Raw genomic sequence first — 20,166 nt, 5'->3', positions numbered from 1 at the left:
CGGTAAGGAATGTTTGGGTATGGCAACGATGCAAATCTCAGTGCCGGACAACATGAAAACGCTCGTCGAGTCGCACGTCCGTGACGGACTTTACGCAGATGTCAGCGACTATATCCGCAACTTGATTCGGGCTGATTTGGGTGCGGAGGGTGATTGGGAAGTCACCCCCGAGCTTGAGGCTGCGATCGAAGAAGGCGAGGCAAGCGGTTATGTGCCATTCGATCCCGTAAAGCTGTTGAATGAGGCGAGATCGAAATACCGCTCCGATTAGACATTTCTCGGCGGGCGGAGCGCGATCTGACCGGTATCTGGCTTTACAGTGCGCGCGAATGGGGCGTCGATCAAGCCGACAGCTATTATGAAAAACTGGTCGCGTCGATTACGTTGCTGCGTGAACATCCAGATTTCGGATCGTGGCGGCTAATTCGGGGGCGCCCCTGCCGTCGATGGGTAATCGGCAGTCACGCAATCGTGTTTCAAGTTCGTGGACGTAGCCTTCACATTATCCGTATCCTCCACGCCGCAATGGACGAGCGTCGTCATCTCGGCTGATCTTGCGTCCCGCACGCACTTCCCCCATATGCGCCGTGGGAGTCGGGCGGACGATGCCGTCGCCAACCCGGTCAGATCCGGAAGGAAGCAGCCGTAACGATATTCGTGTCGGGTCGTCCCGGCTCCCACCTTTTCTAGACGAACCGATTCTGCCAGACAGCTCCTGTGGGGGGCGGCATGAGCGAATTCGAGTTCTTCTTCTCTTTCTACGGCTTGCTGCTGGGCCTGACGGTGGTCGAAGTCGCAACGAAGATGGCAGATGCCGTCGGCGCGCGAAAACGCATTGCCATGGGGCTGCTCACGCCGGCGCTCGCGATCTTCGTCCTGTTCGATATTACCAGTTTTTGGTTGTGGGCGTGGGCCGCGCGGGAATGGGTCACGGTTTCGTGGGGTGTGATGTTTGGCGCTCTGGCCCTGGCCGTAAGCTATTTTCTGGCGGCCGCGCTCATTTTTCCCCGTCAAGCCGACGAGTGGGCATCGCTTGACGACCATTATTGGCGTCACAAGCGTATCGTGCTGGGCGGAGTGATCTTTGCCAATGTCGTTAGCACGGCGCAAAGCCTGTCGCGGCATACACCGACGCTTGACGACACCTGGTTTTACTTCTGGCTCGCGATCTATTGGGTACCGCTGATCGCGTTGCTGTTCACGAAATCCCGACGTGCAGATCTTACACTGCTCGGCATCGAGGTGGCTCAGTATATCGTCTATGTGACTCATCTGCTGCCGCATTCCAACTGGGGCACCACGGCGGTCCAATAGGCACCGAACATTTCGACAACGGGCGCACGGGTGGCTAGAGAAGGGACGATGTCCGATTCCTTCCTTGGCCTAGACGAACCGCCCCAGCCCAAAGACGCGGCGTATCGCGTGCTTGCGCGCAAATACCGGCCGCAGACCTTTGCCGAGCTGATCGGGCAGGATGCGATGGTGCAGACGCTGGGGAACGCCATTAGGCGCGACCGGCTGGCGCATGCATTCCTGCTGACCGGGGTGCGCGGGGTCGGCAAGACGTCGACCGCGCGGCTGATTGCCAAGGCGCTCAATTGCATCGGGCCGGACGAGCAGGGCGGGCCGACGATCGACCCATGCGGGGTGTGCGAGCCGTGTCGCGCGATTGCCGAGGGGCGGCATATCGATGTGATCGAGATGGATGCTGCCAGCCATACCGGCGTCGATGACGTCCGTGAGATCATCGATGCGTCGCGTTATGCGGCGGTGTCGGCGCGCTATAAGATCTACATCATCGACGAAGTTCACATGCTGTCGAAGAATGCGTTCAACGCATTGCTGAAGACGCTGGAGGAGCCCCCGGGGCATGTGAAATTCCTGTTCGCCACGACCGAGGTGCAAAAGGTGCCGGTGACGGTGCTGTCGCGGTGCCAGCGGTTCGATCTGCGGCGGATTTCGGCGGCCGCGCTGGCAGAGCATTTTGCGCATGTGACGGCGGCGGAGGGCGCGGAGGCGGAGCCGGAGGCGCTGGCGATGATCGCGCGGGCGGCGGAAGGGTCGGCGCGCGACGGGCTGTCGATTCTGGATCAGGCGATCGCGCATGCGGGTATGGAGGGTGGGGCAGTCACCGCCGACGCCGTGCGAGAGATGCTGGGGCTGTCCGACCGCAACGCGATCCGCGACCTGTTCGGGCTGGTGATCGCGGGGGATGCGGTTGGCGCGCTGGCGGCATTGCGCGGACAATATGATCTGGGCGTCGATCCGCAGGCGGTGCTGAAATCGTTGCTGGAGACGGTGCACCGCGTGACTCTCGCCCGACTGGGTAATGAGGGCATGCCGGGACAGGCGGCGGAGGAGACGGCGGCGCTGGCCGAATGGGCGGCGAAGCTGGGCTTTCCGGCGCTGCACCGGCTGTGGCAGTTGTTGCTGAAGGGACATGACGAGGTCGCGCGCGCGGCGCTGCCGATCGAGGCGTGCGAAATGGCGTTGCTGCGGGTGATTCATGCTTCGACTTTGCCCGATCCGGGTGAGCTGGCGCGCAAGATCGCCGACGGGATGCCGGTGGGTGGTGCCGCGCCTTCCTTGCCATCTGCACCCGCCGAAGCGCCTGCACCGCGCGATCTGGCCGAGTTGCTGGAGAGGCTGGAGGGTGTGCAGGATCATCATGTCGCCGCGCGTGCACGCAACCTGATGCGGGTTATTTCGTTTGAAGCGCCGGTGATTGAGGTCAGCAGCAACGGGCTACCCGCCGATCTGGTACGCGATTTCGAGCAGGCGGTGCGGCGGTTGCTGGGTAAGCAATGGTCGCTGAAGGTGACCGACGCACCGGGCGGCGAGACGCTGGCCGAGATCAAGGCGGCCGAGGCGACGGCGGAGCGGGACGCAGTGCTACGTTCTCCAGTGGTCGCGGCGGCACTTGAAGCATTTCCCGACGCCGAATTGATCGGCTGGACCCAAGACAGGAAGCGAGCATGAAGAGCATCGAAGACATCATGGCGATGGCGCAGAACGTTCAGGACGAACTGCAAAAGGCACAGGCCAATCTCGACGGGATCGAGGTGCAGGGCGCATCGGGCGGCGGGTTGGTGAAGGTCAAGGCGACCGCCAAGGGCCGGATCATCGGCGTCGATATCGATGAGTCGCTGCTCGCGCCTAGCGAGAAGCAGATGCTGGAAGATCTGGTGGCTGCCGCGCTGAACGATGCGCGGGTCAAGGCCGATGTGGCGGCGCAGGCGGAAATGTCGAAGATGTCGAGTGGCATCCCGTTGCCGCCGGGGTTCAAGCTGCCTTTCTGAACGCTCGTTTGCGGATGCGCGATGCGCACCCGGACGGTGCCGGCCCGCTCCCCCACCCGGCCACCCACTTCAGTATATCTTGATGGGTGGCCGGGTGGGGGAGCGGGCTGGCACCGCCACATAAAGCTGAACATTACACAACGGGAACAATCGGTTCTGCGTGTCGTTTTCTCGCCAATCCAAGTCTTTAGGGAGATGCAAGATGAGTGACGACCGGACCGAAGCAACGCGCGTTGAAACACCGACTCACACCACGACTGTGGTCGAGCGCCGCGGCGGCGGCGGCGGATTGATCCTGGGGATCATCGCGCTGGTGATCGTTGTGGTCGGCGGCTTCTACTTCCTCAGCCAGAACAGCAGCGAAACCAAGAAGGACGACGCCATCGCCGAGGCGGCGAAGAGCGTTGGCGATACGGCGGAGAAGGCTGGCGACGCGATCGACAAGTCGACGCCGAAGGACTGATTTCTAGCGCACGCAGCTATCGAGACCGTCGTTATGGACGACGGCGATGCGGCGGGCGATCGAATTGCCATAGCGGCGGGTGAAGCCTTGCGGGGCGGCACCCGCCCTTTTTTTCGGAAGCGGAAGGACGGCGGCGATCCGGGCCGCCTCGGCGCGGGTCAGGTTCGACGCGCCGTGCTTGAAATAGCGTTGCGCCCCGGCCTCCGCGCCATAGGTGCCGATGCCGGTCTCTGCGATGTTGAGATAGACTTCCATGATCCGCTGCTTCGACCAGATCAGTTCTATCAACACGGTGAACCAGGACTCCAGCCCCTTGCGGAAAAAGCCGCCGCCCTGCCACAGAAAGGCATTCTTCGCGGTCTGCTGGCTGATCGTCGATCCGCCGCGCAGCACTTTCCCGCCCTGAGCGTTGCGCAGCATCGCGGCGGCGATCGAATCATAATCGAAACCGCTGTGCGTGCAGAAGCTGGAGTCCTCCGCTGCGATCGCCGCCCGGGCCATGTCGGGATCGATCCGCTCGATCGGCACCCAATATTTGGTCGCGCCATGCCCGGCGAGAACGTCGCCCGCCATCGTAAAGGTAAAGGGCGGGGGGACGAAGCGGTACAGCGTCACCCACAGCACCGATCCGACGACGAACAGCAGCAGCCCCTTGCCCGCCGCGACGGTCAGCCTGCGACCCAGCGGGCGGCGCGGTTTCGCCTTCTTCTTTGCAGCTGGCTTCAAGGGAGGGGGGGGGCCGGCGTCACGGGTGGTCACAACGGGCGACTTGACCCGCGCGACCGGCGGGGTCGGCGCGGGCCAGTCGGACGGGGAGGCGCGCTGGATGTTGCCATCGCTGCCGCCCGGTGCGGGTTGGTCATCAGGAATTCGGCGATTGGTCATCGCCGGTGATCTGGCCGATCAGCCGACAGCGAGCAAGCGCCGGTCGCCCGCAAGCCGCATCATCGCCTTTTGCAGCTTCTCGAATGCGCGCACCTCGATCTGGCGAACGCGCTCACGGCTGACGCCATAAACCTGGCTCAGTTCCTCCAGCGTCTTGGGATCGTCGGTCAGGCGGCGTTCGGTCAGGATGTGCTGTTCACGCTCGTTGAGATCGTCCATCGCCTCGGTCAGCATGGTGTGGCGCACATCCGCCTCCTGCGCCTCAGCGACGACCGTATCCTGCAACGGCGCGTCGTCCTGCAGCCAATCCTGCCACTGACCGTCGCCATCCTCACGCATCGGCACGTTGAGCGACGTATCACCGCCCATCGCCATGCGGCGGTTCATCGACGTGACCTCATCCTCGGTCACGCCCAGATCGGTGGCGATCTTGGTCAGATGTTCGGGCGTCAGGTCGCCATCCTCGAACGCGTCGAGCTTGGCCTTCATCCGGCGCAGATTGAAGAACAGCTTTTTCTGCGCGGCGGTGGTGCCCATCTTCACCAGCGACCAGCTGCGCAGGATGAATTCCTGAATCGACGCGCGAATCCACCACATCGCATAGGTGGCGAGGCGGAAGCCGCGATCGGCCTCGAACTTCTTCACGCCCTGCATCAGGCCGATATTGCCCTCGGAAATCAGCTCGGACACGGGCAGACCATAGCCGCGATACCCCATCGCGATCTTGGCCACGAGGCGAAGATGCGAGGTCACCAGCTGCGCCGCGGCGTCGGTGTCGCCATGCTCCTCAAAGCGCTTGGCGAGCATATATTCCTGCTCGGGCGCGAGGATCGGAAACTTCTTGATCTCGGCGAGATAGCGGTTGAGGCTTTGCTCACCGCCAAGTGCGGGGATCGTCGAGGGGACGTTGCTTCCGCTTGCCATGATCTAAATACTCCCTTTCTAGTGCCTTCCCCCCTGTTGCGGCGAGGTTGGCATGGTGACCCTCCGGATGGACGAGTCGGTAAAAATCTAAGCGCTCACATCTATACGAGGAGCGTATCGAACAGTTCCTGCATGTCCGCAGGCATTTCGCTATCGAACGCCAAAGCGTGGCTATTCAGAGGGTGGATAAACCCCAAATGCGCCGCGTGTAAGGCCTGACGATGGAAACCCAGGGTTTCCAGTGCCTGCCTGTGTTCCTTCTTCGTTCTACCATAAACCGGGTCGCCGATCAACGGGTGATCGATCGACGCCATGTGTACGCGCACCTGATGCGTGCGCCCGGTTTCCAGCCGACACTCGACCAGAGCGGCTTCATGCAGCGGTTTCGTCAGTGTCCAGTGCGTCACCGCGCGTTTGCCGCCTGAAACAATGGCAATCTTTTTGCGGTTCTGCGGCGATCGCGCAAGGGGGGCATCGATGGTTCCGCCTGACGTTTTCGGTCGGCCGGAGACGATCGCCTTGTAGCGGCGGTCGATCGTATGCGCCTTGAACTGACGGGCGAGGCCGACATGCGCGCGATCGGTCTTGGCGGCGACCATCAGGCCGGACGTATCCTTGTCGATGCGGTGGACGATGCCGGGACGGGCGACGCCACCGATGCCCGAGAGGCTGCCGTGGCAATGATGGAGGAGCGCGTTGACGAGGGTGCCGTCGAAATTCCCCGCGGCGGGGTGGACGACGAGACCGGCCTGTTTGTCGATCACGATGAGATGTTCGTCCTCGAACACCACGTTCAGGGCGATGTCCTGCGGTTCGTTATGCGCCTCGGCCGGGGCGGGGACGTTCAGGATGAACAGCGCGCCGCCGGGTGCTTTTTTCTTGGGATCGCGCACGAGGCCATCGGGGCCGGTGACGTTGCCCGTGGAGATGAGCGCCTTGATGCGTTCGCGCGAGAAAATGGGCAGCGCGTCGGCCAAAGCCCGGTCCAGCCGCCAGCCATCCGCCGCATCCGCGATTCGCGCTTCGTGTGTGGCAACCCCCGGACTCATTCTGCTAGGGCAAATGGGAATGGCGATACGGATTTCAAGCTGTGTTATCGAACTAATCCAGCGGGCGGCGGCGGAGGCTGCGCCGATGGAGGCGTGCGGGCTGTTGTTCGGCAGCGAGGCGGTGACGCAGGCGAGCGTGACGGCGAATGTCGCGGCCGATCCGTCGCGGCATTTCGAGGTCGATCCGCGCGCACTGATCGCGGCGTTGCGGGCAGAGCGAACGGGTGGCGAGCGGGTGGCGGGATATTGGCATTCGCATCCATCCGGCGACGCGCGGCCGTCCGTCACCGACGCCACGATGGCGGCAGGTGACGGGAAGCTGTGGCTGATCGCCGCCGGGGCGGATGTGACATTGTGGCGCGCGGTGCAGGCGGGGGCCGTGCATGGCCGATTCGATGCGGTGGAAATCGCCACCGAATAACCGGTGGAACGTTTCGGATGCGGCTTGGTTAAGTCTCTATCGCAATAAGGGAAATCGCCATGCTTTGGACCGTCGCCGTCGTTCTGTTCATCCTGTGGCTGTTGGGCTTTGCGCTCGATTTCGGCGGCGGGCTGATTCACCTGATCCTCGTCGTCGCCGCGATCGTGATTATCGTGCAGTTCCTGCAGGGACGCCGCAGCGTTTAACCGACCGGGCGGCGGGCATTAGTGCCCGCCGCCCCTTATCAGCGCGGTGATTGCCGCGAGCGCGCCATCGAAGCGGCCTTCAGCCTCGGCATCGCGCAGGAATTTGACGCGCTCGACCAGGATTTCGGCGGGCGTCGGAGTCCGGCCGAACAGCGCCATTACCTCGTCCGCGAATTCAGCGAGCGGCTGATAGCCCTGACGCGTTGCCTGTCCCGGCGTCAGCCCGGTCTGCACGGCGGGCGGAGCCAGTTCGATCACCTCCACCTGTCCCGCCAGTTCCGCGCGTAGCGAAACGGAATAACTGTGCATCGCCGCCTTGGTCGCCGAGTAGGTGGCGGCGGTGACCAGCGGCACGAAGGCGAGACCCGACGTGACGTTAACGATGGCGGCGTCGGCCTGCGCCTTCAGATGATCGATCAGCGCATTCGTGAGACGGATCGGGCCGAGCAGGTTAGTGGTGATCGTCGCCTCCGCATCGGCAAGATCGCGGTGGCCGGCAATATCCTCGGAACGCATGATCCCGGCATTGTTGACGAGGATATTGAGTGTCGGGTGCGCGGCGATCACTTCGCGCGCGAACGCCTCGATCGCGTCGGCGCTGTCGATATCGATCGTGATGGCGTGCATGTTCGGGCGGCCAGCGATCGTTTCCTCCAGCGCTTCGCGGCGTCGTCCCGCGACGATGACGGTGTTCCCGGCATCATGGAAACGCTGTGCCAGTGCCGCGCCGATGCCGGAGCCGCCGCCGGTGATAAGGATGGTGTTGCCGGTTGGTTGCATGGAGGTTCTCCTTGATCCGATGGCTGCGATGTAGCGACGCGCTTTCGAGTGGAAAGAAGGCACCGGAAAGATTTATACCCACCCAATGGAGAGCATGAAGAAGTCGAGCGACTGGCATGCGGTGAACCCGCAGGTCGATGCGTTGGTGCATGAGCTGATCGGTGCGGTCGCGGACAAATGGTCGATGATCGTGCTGGAGACGCTGGACGAACGCGGTGAGCAGCGTTTCACCCAATTGTCGAAGGCGATCCCCGAGATCAGCCAGAAAATGCTGACCCAGACGCTGCGACGGATGGAACGCGACGGGATGGTGACGCGGACCGTGCATGCGGTTGTGCCGCCGCGCGTCGACTATCGGCTGACGCCGCTGGGCGACAGTCTGGGCGAGGCGTTCTGCGGGGTGTGGCATTGGGCCGAGGCGAATTTGGAAGCTGTGGCGACGGCGCGGGCGAAGTTCGACGGGCGGGAGTGATTAGTCGCCCGGCCGCCCCAGATAGTCCGCGCCGTACACGGCCTTGCGGATGTCGGTGTGGAGCGAGCCGTCGAACGGTAGCGTCTGGGTGAAGAACACCACGGCCATGTTGTTGGCCGGATCGACCCAGAACAGGGTCGAGGCCATGCCGTCCCAGAAGAATTCGCCGACCGCGCCGCGATTGCGGTCGGGCGTGGCGGGGCGAACGGTGCGGACGGCGAAGTCGAAGCCGAAACCGCCGTCGATCTTGCCGGGGAGCCATTCGCGCTCCTTGACCGCCGGGTCGAGCTGGTCGGTCGCCATCAGGCGGATCGTGGCGGGTTTGAGGATGCGCGCGCCGTCCAGCTCGCCGCCGTTCAGCAGCATGCGGGCGAAACGCATATAATCGTCGATCGGCGCGACGATGCCCGCGCCGCCCATCGTTAGCTTGGCACCGGGAAAGTTCATCCGATGTGTGATTGCGTCGGGCTGGCGGACGAGCGGGCCGGTTTGCTTGTCATAGGTCGCGGCGAGGCGGGGGAGGCGGTCCATCGGCTGCGCCCAGGCGGCCTCGCGCATTTTCAGCGGCTCGAAGATGTGGGCGCGGACATAGTCGGCGAATTTCTGGCCCGATAATCGCTCGACCAGCAGCGCCTGAACGTCGACCGCGACACTGTAATGCCATTCGGTGCCGGGATCGGCCAGCAAAGGCAAACGCGCCAGTCGCCGCCCGAACTCAGTAAGATCATGGTCGATATTGAGCGGATCGGTGGTTACGAACGCCTCGTGCGCCGCGCTTGGGCCGTCGCCATAGGCGAAGCCGGCGGTGTGGCGCAGGATGTCGCGGATGGTGATCGTGCGGGTGGCGGGGCGCCAGAGCGGCTTGCCCGCTGCGTCGGTGCCGTCTTGCACCAGCATGTTGGCGAAGTCGGGGAGGTAGCGGGCTAGGGGATCGTCGAGGCGGAACTTGCCCTGTTCCCACAATTGCATCAGCGCCACGCCGGTAACGGGTTTGGTCATCGACCAGATCTGGACGAGCGTATCGCGCTGAAACGGGCGTTTGCCTTCCCGGTCGGCATTGCCCTGAGCGCCGAAATAGACCTCGCGGCCGTCCTTCCACACCAGCGTCGAAACCCCGGCGGCGCGGCCCTTTGCGACCATGTCAGCGAGCATGCGGTCGATCCGGGCCTTGTCGATCTTCGCGGCTTCCGCAGCAACCGGGCGTTGTTGCGCGAGGGCGGGCAGGGGAACGGTGCCGAGAAGCAAAATCGCCGTCAACGCTGTCATCGCTTGCTTCATTCATCCGCTCCGGACCTGTTTTGCGGCCATGCTAACCGGCTTTACGCTTGTGCGAAAGATCGTGCGCTTGCAGCATCGGCACGGCTGCGCCAAAGAGTCCGCTGACCACCGGAGCATCCATGAACATCTCGCCCACCGATTTCGCCAGCCTGCTATGTTCGCGCCTGTGCCATGACCTGCTGAGTCCGGTGGGGGCGCTCAACAACGGGCTGGAACTGCTGGCCGACGAGCAGGACCCGGAGATGCGCCAGCGTTGCCTGGAATTGCTGGCCGAGAGCGCAAAAGCGAGCGCGAACAAGCTGAAGTTCTTTCGCCTGGCGTTCGGCGCGGCGGGCGGGTTCGGCGATACGGTCGACACGCGTGAGGCACAGGCGGCGATCGACGGGTTGTTCGGCGACAATCATCGCGTGAGCGTCGGCTGGATGGTCGAAAATCCGGTGCTGCCCAAGCAGGTCATCAAGGTGCTGCTCAACCTCGCCCTGATCGGCGGCGATGCGCTGGTGCGCGGCGGACAGCTAGATATCGGCGCGGAAGTGCAGGACGGCAGCGTCGAGATCGTCGTGCGCGCCGATGGTCCGCGGATCGTGCTCGATCAGGAACTGCGCGCCGCATTGATGGGCGGCGACGACGCCATGCCGGTGACGCCGCGCGCGGCGGCCGCTTATCTGGTGCATGAACTGGTGACGCAGGGTGGCGGCGAGTTGCAGGTGTCACCAGCGGATGCGGAAGTGTTGTTGTTCGGCGCTTCTTTCAGAACCGCCTAGCTAACGCCCCCTTAACGCCTGACCTGCCATGACCCGATGCAACTGCGTTGGGGGCAATGTTGGACGACCTGCTGCAAGAATTCATTGCCGAGACGCGCGAGACACTGGAGGCGTTGTCGGGCGAGATCGTGGCGTGGGAGGCCAACCCCGGCGATCGCACGCGGCTGGACGCCATTTTCCGCTTTGTTCACACGGTGAAAGGGAGCTGCGGCTTTCTCGACCTGCCGCGCCTCGCCCGATTGAGCCATGCCGCCGAAGACGTGCTGGCGGCGGCGCGGGACGGCAAGCGTGCGCCGGATCGCGCGCTGGTCAACGCGGTGCTCGCCATCGTCGATCGCATCGGAGAGCTGGTCGAGGCGATCGATGCCGGCAGCAGCCTGGACGATAGCGGCGAGGATTTCCTGATCGCGGCACTGGCAGACGGATCGGCGGAGGTCGCGCAGACCACCGGCCCGGTCGCGCAGCGTGCGCCGGCGCGCAGCGTGCGGCTGAACGTCGATCTGCTCGACCGGATGATGAGTGGCATGTCGGACATGGTGCTGGCCCGCAACGAACTGTCGCGGCGGCTGCGTAACGCCGAGATTGATCCCGAGGTCGAAGCGTCGCTGGAGCGGATGTCAGCGACAGTCGCCGAGCTGCGCGACACGGTGACGCGCACGCGGATGCAGAAGATCGACGCGCTGTTCTCCGCATTACCGCGCATGGTCCGCGATACCGCAGCGGGACTGGGCAAGTCGGTGACGCTGCATATCGAGGGTGCCGAGGTCGAGCTGGACCGCGAGATGATCGAGGTGCTGCGCGATCCGCTGGTCCATATCATCCGCAACTCGATCGACCACGGCATCGAGCATCCCGCCGATCGCCGGATGGCGGGCAAGCGCGAAAATGGTCGCCTGACCGTGTCGGCGCGACAATCGGGCAACCAGATAGTTGTCGAGATCGCTGATGACGGGCGCGGGATCGATACCGACGCGCTGATCCGCAAGCTGGCGGAGGCGGGTCGCGACGAGCGCGGGCTGCGCGCGCTGGGCGAACGCGCGAAGCTGGAGCTGGTGTTCGAGGCGGGGCTGTCGAGCAAGGATCAGGTTACCGAAGTTTCGGGGCGTGGGGTCGGGATGGATGTGGTGCGCGCCGCAATCGAGCAGATTGGCGGGCGCATCGACCTAGACAATGTTCCCGGGCGGGGCCTGCGCATCCTGATCCATGTGCCGCTGACATTGTCGATCATTCCCACCATCGTGCTGGCGGCGGGCGGGCAGCGTTTCGCGGTGCCGCGTCAGGCGATCGAGGAGATCGTCAGCGAGCGCGGGGCCGCGATCCGCATCGACCGAATCGGCAGCGCCGAGGTGGCAACGGTGCGCGACCGGCGGCTGCCGCTGGTCGATCTGGCCGGGCAGCTGGGTCTGGGCAGCAACGTCTGTGCGCTTCACACGATGCTGGTGATCGTCGGCATCGGGGAAGGCAGCTTTGCGCTGCGCGTGGACGACGTGCTCGATAATGAGGAACTGGTCATCAAGCCCGCAGCGCCCGCGATCATGGCGACCGGGCTGTATGCGGGTCAGACATTGCCCGATAGCGGGCTGCCGATGCTGTTGCTCGACTGTGGCGGGATCGCGCGCGACGCACGGCTGCAATTCGTGCGCGATGCGGTGGTCGAAGAAGCGGAAACCGTTGTGGAAGAGGCGGGCATTACCGCGCTGGTCTTCATCGATCTCGACGGTGTGCGCCGCGCAGTGCCGCTGGCCGTGGTCGACCGCATCGAGCAGGTCGAGGCCGAAGCGATCCGATTTGCCGCCGGACGCCTGCGGCTGACCATCGACGGGCGGATCCTGCCGCTGGCCGCGCAGGGCGATGTCGGCGGAATCGGCACCTGGTCCGTCCTGCGCCTGAAAGACGGTGCGAGCGAAATCGCCTATGCCATTGCCGAAGCGGCGGACATCGTGGTCCTGCCCGTCGATCTGGTCCCCGCCGATGCGCCGGGGGCGGTGGCGGGCGTCGTCCTGCTCTACGGCGAACCGGTCGAGCTGCTCGATGCGCACTGGCTGTTCGCCGAGCATGGCGAAGGGCACGGTCAGGATGAAACCGCGCCTTTATGCCTGTTGTCGGGCGGTGATTCGGGCTGGATGCAGACATTCGTCGCGCCGATCCTGGAAAGCGCCGGGTATCGCGTAACTCAAGCGCTTGCGGCGGGCGAGCGGGCCGACGTCCTGTTGACGCTGGATTGCGAGCAGGAGGTTGCGGCGCTCGACGCGCCGATCGTGCGGCTGCGCAGCAAGCGCGGCGGTGGCGAGGACGGCAGCATTTATCGCTATGATCGTGCGGCGTTGCTTGGCGCGCTGGCCATGGCGCGGAGGGCATGACGATGGAACGGCTTTTCCTGATCGCGCATGTCGCGGGCCAACCGGTGGCGATCGACGCCGAACAGGTCGAATCCGTGGTCGATATCGGCACGATCGTGGCGGTGCCGCGTGCCGGCGCGCAGGTTCGCGGTCTGGCGGCATTGCGCAGCCGCGTGGTAACGGTGATCGACACGATGGTCGCCCTCGGCATGCCCGCCGACGGCACCGCGCCAAACCGTGCGGTGATTACCAAGGTTGATGGGCATCATTACGCGCTGCTGGTCGACGCACTAGACGATGTCGCGCCGTTCGCACTTCAGCCAATGGCGTCGGGCGTCCCGCTGTCGGAGGCGTGGCAGCGCGCCGGGTGTGGATTGATCGAACGCGACGGCGAGCCGATTTTGGCCATCGACCTGACTGCGCTGATACCCGGTCAAGCTGCTCTGCCCGCTTGACGGGGTGGCAGCGCCAGTAAAATCCACAATTCAGCATTAACGCGGTGATTACGCCTTTCGTGCACAACCATCTGATAATCGCGTAAAATCCGGGATCGGACCGATAAATGAAGACCTGCCTCGTCGTCGATGATTCCAAGGTGATCCGCAAGGTTGCGCGGCACATCCTCGAAACGCTGAACTTTCAGGTGCGCGAGGCCAGCGATGGGCGCGAGGCGCTCGATTCCTGCCTGGATTCGGTGCCTGACGTGGTTCTGCTCGACTGGAACATGCCGGTGATGAGCGGCATGGATTTCCTGCGCGCGCTGAAGGACAGCGACATCGTTCGCAAGCCGAAGGTCGTATTCTGCACAACGGAAAACGGCATGGCCTATATCCGCGCCGCGATCGAGGCGGGTGCCGACGAATATGTGATGAAGCCGTTCGACCGCGAAACGCTGGAAAGCAAACTCCAGATCGTCGGCGTCGCCTGAAGGCGCGGCGGCGATGTCCGGCATCTCCGCCACGGTCGGCCCCACGCCGAACCGGGCCGCGGATGGCATTCGTGTCCTGATCGTCGATGATTCGGTGGTCGCCCGTGCGGTGATCGGCCGGATGATCGAGGGGATGACGCGATTCCGGGTCGCCGGATCGGTCAGCGACGTGCGCGGCGCGTTCGCCTTTCTCGCCACCGCCGACGCGGATGTTATCCTGCTCGATCTCGAAATGCCCGGCGTCAACGGTTTGACGGCACTGCCCGACCTGATCGTGGCGGGGCGTGGAGCCAGGATATTGGTCGTTTCCTCCGCCGCCGATGACGGCGCGGCGGCGGCGGTGCAGGCGCTGGCGCTCGGCGCAGCGGACACGCTGGTAAAACCCGGTGTCGGCAGTTTCGGCGGGCGCTTTGCCGTGGTGCTGGAGGACCGGCTGAACCGGTTGTTCGAGGCCGATGGTACGCCCACCCCGCAATCGGCGCGCACCGATGCGGTTGCCGGTGCCTTCGATATCGTCGCGGTCGGCGCATCCACCGGCGGCATTCACGCGCTCAGCCAGATGCTGCGCGCGATCCCTCCCGATTTTCAACCGCCGATCCTGGTCACCCAGCATTTGCCGACGTCGTTCATGAGCTATTTCGCCGCGCAGCTCGCGGTGCTGGCGGGGCGCCCGTGCGAGGTTGCTACGGATCACATGGCCGTTCGGGCAGGGCGGATGGTCGTGGCGCCCGGCGACGCGCATATCCGCTGTGTTCGCAGCACCAATGGCGTCCTGATCCGGCTGAGCGACGAACCCGCCGTCAGCGGGTGTATGCCATCGGTCGATCCCATGCTCGATTCGGTGGCGACGGTGTTTGGCGAGCGCGGGCTGGGGATTATCCTGTCCGGCATGGGCCGCGACGGCGCGATCGGGGCACAGCGGCTGCTCGACACCGGCGGCAGCGTGATCGTGCAGGACAAGGCAAGTTCGGTGGTGTGGGGCATGCCCGGTGCGATCGCGGGTAACGCCAGCGCGGTGCTGCCGCCGGCCGAGATCGGGCGCACCGTTGCCACCTGTCGGAGGCCGGGCTGATGGCCATGCTCCCGCAGACCTTCGCCTCCGCCGGGGCGATGAATGTGATCGGCGCGCTGCTCGAACAACGTACGGGGCAACACATCGCTGCCAACCGCGCGTGGCGAGTCGAGACCGCGTTGAAGCCGGTATTGCGGGCGAACGATCTCGACACACCCGATCAGCTGATCGGGCGGCTCGCCGCCGATCGCAACGGGCCGCTGGCCGACGCCGTGGTCGATGCGTTGCTCAATCAGGAAACATCGTTTTTCCGCGATGTCGGTGTGCTTGAACAGGTGGTCGAGGCGGCGCAGGCATTGAAGGCGGCGTCGCCCGGACGGCGGCTGCGCATCTGGTCGGCGGGCTGTTCGAATGGACAGGAACCCTATTCGCTGGCGATGCTGTTCGAGGAGGCGGCAACGCGCGGCGTGGCGATGCCGGAGATCGTCGCCACCGACGTTTCGGTGGCCGCAGTCGCGCGGGCGCGGGCGGGGCGATTTTCGCAATTCGAGATTCAGCGCGGATTGCCGGTGCGGCGCATGGTGACATGGTTCGACAGCGTCGATGGCGAATGGATCGTGCGCCCCGAGCTGGCGAAACGCATCCAGTTTCGCCGGCACAATCTGGCGAAGGACCCGCCGCCAGTGGGCATGTTTGATCTGGTTTTATGCCGCAACGTCCTGCTCTATTTCGATGCCGCTCTGCGTACCCGCGTCTTTCGGACGCTGCGGGCGGGGCTGCGCGACGGCGGGCTGCTGGTGCTGGGCGCGGGCGAGACGGTGATCGGCCAGACCGATGCGTTCCGCCCCAGCGACAAGTTTCGCGGGCTTTATCAGGCCGACAGTGGCGAGATCGCGCGGGTGCGATCCTAACGGCTTGCGTTTCGGCGCGCGCCGCCGCATCCACGCGATGATGCAGGACCGGGCCGAACTTAACTGGATCGACGCGCCGTCGCCCAATTTCGACGAGCGCAAGCTGCCTGTCAGCATGATCGTGCTGCATTATACCGGCATGAAGACCGCCGAGGAGGCGATCGAGCGGCTGCGCGATCCCGAGTTCAAGGTCTCCTGCCACTGGCTGGTCGCCGAGGACGGACAGGTCGTGCGGCTGGTCGATGAGAGCAAGCGCGCCTGGCATGCGGGCAAATCGCACTGGCGCGGGGTGACCGACATCAATTCGGCGTCGGTCGGGATCGAGATCGTCAATCCGGGCCATGAATTCGGCTATCGCCCGTTTCCCGATGAACAGATCGACGCGGTGATTCGCCTTACCGCCGATATCAAGGATCGCCACGGCATCACGCGTGGCAATGTTGTTGGCCATTCGGATATCGCGCCTGCGCGGAAACAGGATCCGGGCGAACTGTTCCCATGGGGCAATCTCGCGCGGCTGCGGCTGGCATTGCCGCGTCCGACCAAGGGGCTGATGGACCCCGGCTGGACCGATGGCGGGTTCCTGCTGGCGCTGGACCGGTTCGGCTATGACGTGACCGACGGGTTGGCGGCGACGGTCGCGTTTCAGCGGCGCTTTCGGCCCGAGTTGGTCGATGGCACGATCGACGCCGAATGCCGGATGATCCTGCTCGCGCTGCTGTTGCCCAAGCCCCAGGGCGACGATTGATGCCCGACCATGACCCGGCGGGCATGCCCGTTCGGACGATGGGCGTGCCCCGGATCGTGAAGCCCGGTCCCGCGTCGCACAAATATAGTCGCGGGATGGTCGTCGTGGTTTCCGGTCCGATGCATGGGGCGTCGGAACTGGCGGCGCTCGCGGCGTATCGTGCGGGGGCGGGCTATGTGCTGCTGTTGACCGGCGGGCTGCCGCATCCGCCGCATGCGATCGTGCGGCAGCGCTGGAGCGCGGACGCGCTGGCGGACGAGCGGATCGGGGCGGTGGTGATCGGGCCGGGGCTGGGGCGCGACGATCGGGCGCGGGAGAAACTGGAGGTGGCGCTGGGCAGTCCGCACCCGTTGGTGATCGATGGGGATGCGCTGCATTTGCTTGATCTCAAGCGGTTGCGGGCGCGCGAGGCAGCGACTGTGCTGACGCCGCATGCGGGCGAGTTTGTCGCGCTGTTCGGCGAGGGCGAAGGCAGCAAGATTGCGCGGACGCAGGATGCCGCCCGCCGGAGCAACGCGGTGGTGGTGTTCAAGGGCGCTGACACGGTGGTTGCCGCCCCCGATGGCTTGGCGAATGTCGCGCCGCCCGCGAGTTCATGGCTATCGGTCGCGGGAACCGGCGATGTGCTGGCCGGGGCGATTGGCGCAATGCTGACGCAGCGCGGATCGTCTCCGATCGATGCCGCTTCCGCCGGCGTGTGGCTCCATGGCGAGGCTGCGCGCCTCCTCGATCGCTGTTTCCTCGCCGACGAACTGGCGGACGCACTTCCTTTAGCATTGGCGCGAAGTTTATGACCGATTTGGATACCATCGTCCGCGTGGCCGCGCGTGGAGACGGGGTGACCGCCGATGGCCGCCATGCCGCGTTCGCTGCGCCGGGGGACCGGCTGGCGGCGGACGACAGCGTGATCCCCGGCCCGCGCCATCAGGTGCCGCCGTGCCGTCATTTTCCTGAGTGCGGGGGATGTCAGCTTCAGCATCTTGACGACGAAGCCTATGCCGATTTTCTGGTCGCGCGGATCAGCGGGGCGCTGGCGGCGCATGAACTGGCGACGGACATCCGTGCGCCGATGCTGTCGCCGCCGCGCACGCGTCGTCGCGCCGCGCTGCATGCCGAACGGCGCGGGCGGCAAGTGCATCTGGGGTTTACGGGGCAGGGTAGTCACCAGCTGATCGACATTCAGCAATGCGAAGTGCTCGATCCGCGGCTGTTCGCGCTGCTTCAGCCGTTGCGCGGGTTGCTGGCGGCGCACCTGCCTGCCAGTCGCCGCACCAATGTACACATGGCGTGGACCGATCAGGGTGCGGACGTGCTGGTCGAGGGGGTCAAGACTGACAGCCTGACTGCGGCCGAAGCGGTGACCGGGTTTGCCCGGCGGCACGGTCTGGCGCGGCTGTCGATCGACGACGGGTTCGGGCCGGAGCCGCGCTGGGAGCCGGACCCGGTCACGGTGACATTCGGCGGGGTGGCGGTGGGGTTTCCGTCGGCGAGCTTTCTGCAGGCGACGCCGGAGGGGGAGGCGGCGTTGGTCGCGGCGGTGCGCGAGGTGGTGGGCGGGGCGAAGACGATCGCTGATCTGTTCGCCGGGCTTGGCACGTTCGCGCTGGCGATGGACCCGGCGGTGAAGGTCTATGCCGGCGAGGCCGCGCGCGACACGATCCTGTCGTTGAAGAGCGCGGCGGCGCTGGCGCGGCGGCAGGTGTTCGCGGAGCACCGCGACCTGTATCGCCGCCCGCTGATTCCGAAGGAACTCGACCTGTTCGACGCCGTGATCCTCGATCCGCCGCGTGCGGGGGCGAAGGAGCAGGTCGAACATTTGGCGGCGTCGAAGGTGCCGGTGATCGCGTATGTTTCGTGCAATCCCAGTACGTTCGCGCGGGATGCGAAGACGCTGTGCGATGGCGGGTATCGGCTGGATTGGGTGTTGCCGGTGGGGCAATTCCGGTGGTCGACGCATGCCGAGCTGGCGGCGAAGTTCAGCCGGTAGGGTAATCTGCTCGCACGAAATAAAGCCCGTCGGGCGGGGCGTTCAGGCCGAGTTTGGAGCGGTCCTTCGCCGCCAGCGCCGCCGCTAGATCGTCGGCTCGCCATTGCCCGCGCCCGACCATGGCGAGGCACCCGACCATCGAGCGCACCTGATGGTGAAGGAACGAGCGCGCCGAGGCGTGGATCGTGATTTCGTCGCCTTCGCGCACCACGTCGAGCCGGTCGAGCGTCTTGACCGGGCTGGCCGACTGGCAATGGACCGAGCGGAAAGTGGTGAAATCGTGGAGGCCGACCAGCTGCTGCGCGGCTTTGTGCATCGCATCAGCGTCTAGATCGGCGGGGACGCGCCATTTCAGGCCTTCGTCAAACGTCAGCGGCGCGCGGCGGTTGGCGATGCGATAGACATAGTGGCGGGCGATGCAGGAGAAGCGGGCGTGCCAGTCGTCGGGGACGATTTCGCACGCCAAGATCGCTACCGGGACGCGACGCAGATGCGCGTTGAGCGCTTCCATCAGGCGGAATGGGGTGAGGTCCTTGTCGATCTCGGTATGGGCCCGCATCGCCAGCGCGTGGACGCCGGCATCGGTGCGACCGGCGGCGTGGACCAGCGCGTTTTCGCCGGTGATCCCGTGCAGCGCATCCTCGATCGCCGCCTGCACGCTGGGACCGTGATCCTGATACTGCCAGCCCATGAACGGGCGGCCGTCATATTCGATGGTGAGCGCGAAACGGGTCAAAGCTGGGTGCCCGGCGGGATCGGGAAGCCGCGTAGCAGCTCCTCGGTCGTCATCGCGCCGCGACCGGCGCGCTGCACCAGCACGGGTTCGATCGCGCCTTCGCCACATGCAATCGTCAGTTTTGGATCGACGACGATGCCGGGGGTGTCGCCGGGGCGGACCCCGCCGACGCGCATATTGGCCTTCAGGATACGCAACCTCTCGCCTTCATGCTCGAAAAATGCGCCGGGCGGGTTGAACGCCTGTATCTGTCGCCAGACAGCGTCGAACGGCCGGGTGAAATCGAGCCGCGATTCGGCCTTGTCGATCTTTGCGGCGTAAGTGACGCCGTCATCCGGCTGCGGCACCGGTGGGAAGGCGTCGGGATTGGCCAGCACCTGCACCATCAGGCGTGCGCCCATTTCGGCCAGTTCGAGGGTCAATTCGCCCGCAGTCTTGCTGTCGAGCCGGGTGCGGCCTTCCAGCCGGACCGGGCCGGTATCGAGGCCTGCCTCCATCTGCATGATCCCGACGCCGGTCTCGAAATCCCCGGCGAGGATCGCGCGGTGGATCGGCGCGGCACCGCGCCAGCGGGGGAGGAGCGAGGCGTGGACGTTCATGCAGCCGAGGCGGGGGGCTTCGAGAACGGATACCGGCAGGATCAAGCCGTAAGCGGCGACCACGGCCACATCGGGCTTCAACGCGGCGAATGCCGCTACGGCGTCGGGGTCCTTCTTGAACGAGACGGGCGTGCGCACCTCGATCCCCAGTGCTTCCGCTTGGGCGTGGACGGGGGAGGGGGTCAGCGACTTGCCGCGTCCGGCGCGGCGCGGGGGCTGGCTATAGGCGGCCACCACGTCATGCCCCGCCGCGACGAGTGCATTCAGCGTCGGCACCGCGAAGTCCGGCGTTCCCATGAAGATGATCCGCATGGCACCCCCTTCACCGCTTGGCAGGGGGACATGCAAGCCCCTATGTCGGGGTT

At 65.1% G+C, this 20,166-nt stretch carries 25 protein-coding genes and 1 other RNA gene; 19 read left to right on the top strand and 7 right to left on the bottom strand.

Annotation, left to right across the window (positions count from 1 at the left end; genetic code table 11):
- Positions 1 to 19: 19 nt before the first annotated feature.
- The 7 genes from U1702_RS06670 to U1702_RS06645 all read left to right on the top strand — a co-directional run bounded on the left by U1702_RS06670 (position 20) and on the right by U1702_RS06645 (position 3,762).
- Positions 20 to 271 carry a ribbon-helix-helix domain-containing protein gene (locus U1702_RS06670; RefSeq protein ID WP_332723160.1) on the top strand — a complete coding sequence of 84 codons (252 nt, stop codon included), beginning with the start codon at positions 20 to 22 and terminating at the stop codon, positions 269 to 271.
- Entirely contained in the window at positions 250 to 552 is a 303-nt protein-coding gene (locus U1702_RS17105; RefSeq protein WP_443026831.1) for a type II toxin-antitoxin system RelE/ParE family toxin, read from the top strand. The genes U1702_RS06670 and U1702_RS17105 overlap by 22 nt, the downstream gene beginning before the upstream one ends.
- Positions 553 to 586: 34 nt before the next feature.
- Positions 587 to 685: signal recognition particle sRNA small type (gene ffs / locus U1702_RS06665), an RNA gene on the top strand.
- A gap of 44 nt (positions 686 to 729) precedes the next feature.
- Complete coding sequence (locus tag U1702_RS06660) at positions 730 to 1,314, top strand: hypothetical protein (protein ID WP_332723158.1); 585 nt, start codon at positions 730 to 732, stop codon at positions 1,312 to 1,314.
- Between the two features lie 48 nt (positions 1,315 to 1,362).
- On the top strand, positions 1,363 to 2,979 hold the full coding sequence (locus tag U1702_RS06655) for a DNA polymerase III subunit gamma/tau (RefSeq protein WP_332723156.1): 1,617 nt from the start codon (positions 1,363 to 1,365) through the stop codon (positions 2,977 to 2,979).
- Positions 2,976 to 3,299 (top strand): YbaB/EbfC family nucleoid-associated protein, encoded by a 324-nt coding sequence (locus tag U1702_RS06650; RefSeq protein WP_332723155.1) that lies wholly within the window; start codon positions 2,976 to 2,978, stop codon positions 3,297 to 3,299. Before U1702_RS06655 ends, U1702_RS06650 begins: the two co-directional genes overlap by 4 nt.
- Positions 3,300 to 3,501: 202 nt before the next feature.
- Positions 3,502 to 3,762, top strand: coding sequence for a hypothetical protein (locus U1702_RS06645; protein ID WP_332723153.1), 261 nt, complete (start codon positions 3,502 to 3,504; stop codon positions 3,760 to 3,762).
- A 3-nt stretch (positions 3,763 to 3,765) separates the two neighbouring features.
- Here the strand turns inward: U1702_RS06645 and mtgA are convergent, their stop codons facing one another.
- The 3 genes from mtgA to U1702_RS06630 form a co-directional block, all read right to left on the bottom strand.
- Positions 3,766 to 4,446 carry a monofunctional biosynthetic peptidoglycan transglycosylase gene (gene mtgA / locus U1702_RS06640; protein WP_332724615.1) on the bottom strand — a complete coding sequence of 227 codons (681 nt, stop codon included), beginning with the start codon at positions 4,444 to 4,446 and terminating at the stop codon, positions 3,766 to 3,768.
- Between the two features lie 219 nt (positions 4,447 to 4,665).
- Entirely contained in the window at positions 4,666 to 5,571 is a 906-nt protein-coding gene (gene rpoH, locus U1702_RS06635) for an RNA polymerase sigma factor RpoH (RefSeq protein ID WP_332723151.1), read from the bottom strand.
- 101 nt (positions 5,572 to 5,672) lie between these two features.
- Positions 5,673 to 6,620: an RluA family pseudouridine synthase gene (locus tag U1702_RS06630; protein WP_332723149.1), complete on the bottom strand. Its 948-nt coding sequence runs from the start codon at positions 6,618 to 6,620 to the stop codon at positions 5,673 to 5,675.
- A gap of 19 nt (positions 6,621 to 6,639) precedes the next feature.
- Between U1702_RS06630 and U1702_RS06625 the strand changes: the two genes are divergently transcribed.
- Complete coding sequence (locus U1702_RS06625) at positions 6,640 to 7,041, top strand: M67 family metallopeptidase (protein WP_332723147.1); 402 nt, start codon at positions 6,640 to 6,642, stop codon at positions 7,039 to 7,041.
- Positions 7,042 to 7,100: 59 nt separating this feature from the next.
- Complete coding sequence (locus U1702_RS06620) at positions 7,101 to 7,247, top strand: lmo0937 family membrane protein (protein WP_332723146.1); 147 nt, start codon at positions 7,101 to 7,103, stop codon at positions 7,245 to 7,247.
- A gap of 18 nt (positions 7,248 to 7,265) precedes the next feature.
- Here U1702_RS06620 and U1702_RS06615 read toward each other — a convergent pair whose 3' ends face one another.
- Positions 7,266 to 8,027, bottom strand: a complete 762-nt coding sequence (locus U1702_RS06615; RefSeq protein WP_332723144.1) for an SDR family oxidoreductase — start codon at positions 8,025 to 8,027, stop codon at positions 7,266 to 7,268.
- A gap of 94 nt (positions 8,028 to 8,121) precedes the next feature.
- Here U1702_RS06615 and U1702_RS06610 point away from each other — a divergent pair, with 94 nt between their 5' ends.
- Positions 8,122 to 8,499, top strand: coding sequence for a winged helix-turn-helix transcriptional regulator (locus U1702_RS06610; RefSeq protein WP_332723142.1), 378 nt, complete (start codon positions 8,122 to 8,124; stop codon positions 8,497 to 8,499).
- Here the strand turns inward: U1702_RS06610 and U1702_RS06605 are convergent, their stop codons facing one another.
- Positions 8,500 to 9,777, bottom strand: coding sequence for a serine hydrolase domain-containing protein (locus U1702_RS06605; protein WP_332723140.1), 1,278 nt, complete (start codon positions 9,775 to 9,777; stop codon positions 8,500 to 8,502).
- Positions 9,778 to 9,896: 119 nt separating this feature from the next.
- On the opposite strand from U1702_RS06605, the gene U1702_RS06600 reads away from it, so the two are divergent.
- The 9 genes from U1702_RS06600 (at position 9,897) to U1702_RS06560 (ending at position 18,466) form a co-directional block, all read left to right on the top strand.
- The gene (locus U1702_RS06600) at positions 9,897 to 10,541 is read left to right on the top strand and encodes a histidine phosphotransferase family protein (RefSeq protein ID WP_332723138.1); all 645 of its coding nucleotides are present in this window, start codon (positions 9,897 to 9,899) and stop codon (positions 10,539 to 10,541) included.
- Between the two features lie 59 nt (positions 10,542 to 10,600).
- Positions 10,601 to 12,901 carry a chemotaxis protein CheA gene (locus U1702_RS06595; protein ID WP_332724613.1) on the top strand — a complete coding sequence of 767 codons (2,301 nt, stop codon included), beginning with the start codon at positions 10,601 to 10,603 and terminating at the stop codon, positions 12,899 to 12,901.
- Between the two features lie 2 nt (positions 12,902 to 12,903).
- Positions 12,904 to 13,335, top strand: a complete 432-nt coding sequence (locus tag U1702_RS06590; RefSeq protein ID WP_332723136.1) for a chemotaxis protein CheW — start codon at positions 12,904 to 12,906, stop codon at positions 13,333 to 13,335.
- Positions 13,336 to 13,442: 107 nt separating this feature from the next.
- Positions 13,443 to 13,808 carry a response regulator gene (locus U1702_RS06585; protein WP_332723134.1) on the top strand — a complete coding sequence of 122 codons (366 nt, stop codon included), beginning with the start codon at positions 13,443 to 13,445 and terminating at the stop codon, positions 13,806 to 13,808.
- Positions 13,809 to 13,821: 13 nt separating this feature from the next.
- On the top strand, positions 13,822 to 14,880 hold the full coding sequence (locus tag U1702_RS06580) for a chemotaxis protein CheB (protein WP_332723132.1): 1,059 nt from the start codon (positions 13,822 to 13,824) through the stop codon (positions 14,878 to 14,880).
- A complete protein-coding gene (locus tag U1702_RS06575) occupies positions 14,880 to 15,731 on the top strand; it encodes a CheR family methyltransferase (RefSeq protein WP_332723131.1) in 852 nt (283 codons plus the stop codon). The genes U1702_RS06580 and U1702_RS06575 overlap by 1 nt, the downstream gene beginning before the upstream one ends.
- 37 nt (positions 15,732 to 15,768) lie before the next feature.
- On the top strand, positions 15,769 to 16,479 hold the full coding sequence (locus U1702_RS06570) for an N-acetylmuramoyl-L-alanine amidase (protein WP_332723129.1): 711 nt from the start codon (positions 15,769 to 15,771) through the stop codon (positions 16,477 to 16,479).
- A complete protein-coding gene (locus U1702_RS06565) occupies positions 16,479 to 17,273 on the top strand; it encodes an NAD(P)H-hydrate dehydratase (protein ID WP_332723127.1) in 795 nt (264 codons plus the stop codon). Before U1702_RS06570 ends, U1702_RS06565 begins: the two co-directional genes overlap by 1 nt.
- Positions 17,270 to 18,466 carry a class I SAM-dependent RNA methyltransferase gene (locus U1702_RS06560; RefSeq protein ID WP_332723125.1) on the top strand — a complete coding sequence of 399 codons (1,197 nt, stop codon included), beginning with the start codon at positions 17,270 to 17,272 and terminating at the stop codon, positions 18,464 to 18,466. Before U1702_RS06565 ends, U1702_RS06560 begins: the two co-directional genes overlap by 4 nt.
- On the opposite strand, the gene truA is transcribed toward U1702_RS06560, so the two are convergent.
- Together truA and fmt are read right to left on the bottom strand one after the other, a co-directional pair.
- Positions 18,456 to 19,202, bottom strand: a complete 747-nt coding sequence (gene truA, locus U1702_RS06555; protein ID WP_332723123.1) for a tRNA pseudouridine(38-40) synthase TruA — start codon at positions 19,200 to 19,202, stop codon at positions 18,456 to 18,458. The two genes, U1702_RS06560 and truA, sit on opposite strands and share 11 nt — an antisense overlap.
- A complete protein-coding gene (gene fmt, locus U1702_RS06550; protein ID WP_332723122.1) occupies positions 19,199 to 20,113 on the bottom strand; it encodes a methionyl-tRNA formyltransferase in 915 nt (304 codons plus the stop codon). Before fmt ends, truA begins: the two co-directional genes overlap by 4 nt.
- Positions 20,114 to 20,166 lie beyond the last annotated feature (53 nt).

This window comes from Sphingomonas sp. LT1P40 (genome assembly GCF_036663835.1).
GTDB lineage: Bacteria > Pseudomonadota > Alphaproteobacteria > Sphingomonadales > Sphingomonadaceae > Sphingomonas.
This window is presented reverse-complemented; position numbering and strand designations above follow the sequence as displayed.